The following is a 1,425-nucleotide window of genomic DNA, read 5'->3' on the forward strand; positions in this document are numbered from 1 at the left end:
CGATGTTGGTGATGAGCGTGCTGGCGGTGCTCGCTGAGTGGGCGGGGCTGACGGTCGTCGCGTTGCTCATGGCGTCCTTGGTTGCCTTCTCGGCGGTGGGGTGGGGGGCGGAGCGGCCCGGGGTCATCCGCGCAGGGCGGCCACGGCGTCCGCGAGGGCTCGCGGCACGTCCGGCACCAGGGTGTGGACTCCGTCCCGGACGACGTGCCGGCCGGCCACGACCGTATGCGACACGTCCGCTGCCGACGCGGCGAATACGGCCGTCTCGGCCCCGAGCCGCGGAAGCGGCCCTGCCGTCCTGACGGAGTCCAGCGCGACGGTCGTGAAGTCGGCGAGCGCACCGGGCTCGAGCGTGCCCGCCCCGTCCCAGCCGAGGGCGGCATGACCGTCGGCGGAGGCGGCCCGCAGCAGGGCGGACGCCGTCCAGTGGCCGCGGGTGCGGGTGCGCAGCCGCTCGTTCAGCTCCAGGGCGCGGGCCTCTTCGAGCAGGTCGATGACGGCGTGGCTGTCGGAGCCGAGGGACAGCGGTGAGCCCTCGTTCTGGAGGGCGGCGGCCGGTCCGATGCCGTCGGCGAGGTCACGCTCGGTGGTGGGGCACATGCAGGTGCCGGTGCCGCTGCCGCCGATGAGGGAGATGTCCTCGGGCGTCAGGTGGGTGTTGTGCACACCGGTGGTGCGCGGGCCGAGCACGCCGTGCAGGGCCAGCAGCTGGGTGGGGGTGCAGCCGTGGGCCTCGCGGCAGGCGTCGTTCTCGGCGGTCTGCTCGGACAGGTGCACATGGAGCGGGGCGCGCCGCTCCTCGGCCCAGCGGGCGACCGTCGCCAGCTGGTCGGCGGGCACGGCCCGCACGGAGTGGACGGCCGCGCCGATCCGCGCGTGATCGTGTTCCTTGAGAAGTGAACAGCGTTCGGCCCAGGCGTCGGCGTCCCCGTCGGAGAAGCGCAGCTGGTGGGCGGTGGGCGGGCGGCCGAAGCCGGAGGAGAGGTAGGCCGTGTCGAGGAGGGTGATCCGGATGCCGGCCTCGGCGGCGGCCTCGATCAGGGCCTCGCCCATCGCGTTGGGGTCGGCGTAGGGGGTGCCGCCGGGCGCGTGGTGGACGTAGTGGAACTCGCCGACCGCGGTGACGCCGGCGAGGGCCATCTCGGCGTACACGGCGCGGGCCAGCGCGTGGTAGGTCTCCGGGGTCAGCCGCTCGGCGATGGTGTACATGACCTCGCGCCAGGTCCAGAAGGTCCCGGAGCCGACCTGGACGGTGCCGCGCAGGGCGCGGTGGAAGGCGTGGCTGTGCGCGTTGGCGAGGCCGGGCAGGGTCAGTCCGCGCAGGACCTCGGCGCCGGGCGGCGGGGTGGGGACGGCGGTGCGGACGGCGGTGACGCGGCCGTCGGCCACATCCAGGGCGACGCCCGGCTCGACGTGCGTGTCGAG

1 protein-coding gene is annotated in these 1,425 nt (G+C 74.9%); it reads right to left on the reverse strand.

Features of this window, described 5'->3' with window-relative positions:
• Positions 1-123: 123 nt before the first annotated feature.
• A partial coding sequence (locus ACFY5C_RS41530; protein ID WP_389455278.1) for a formimidoylglutamate deiminase occupies positions 124-1,425 on the reverse strand: 1,302 nt, incomplete at its 5' end.

It is taken from the genome of Streptomyces sp. NPDC012935 (assembly GCF_042900345.1).
GTDB lineage: Bacteria > Actinomycetota > Actinomycetes > Streptomycetales > Streptomycetaceae > Streptomyces.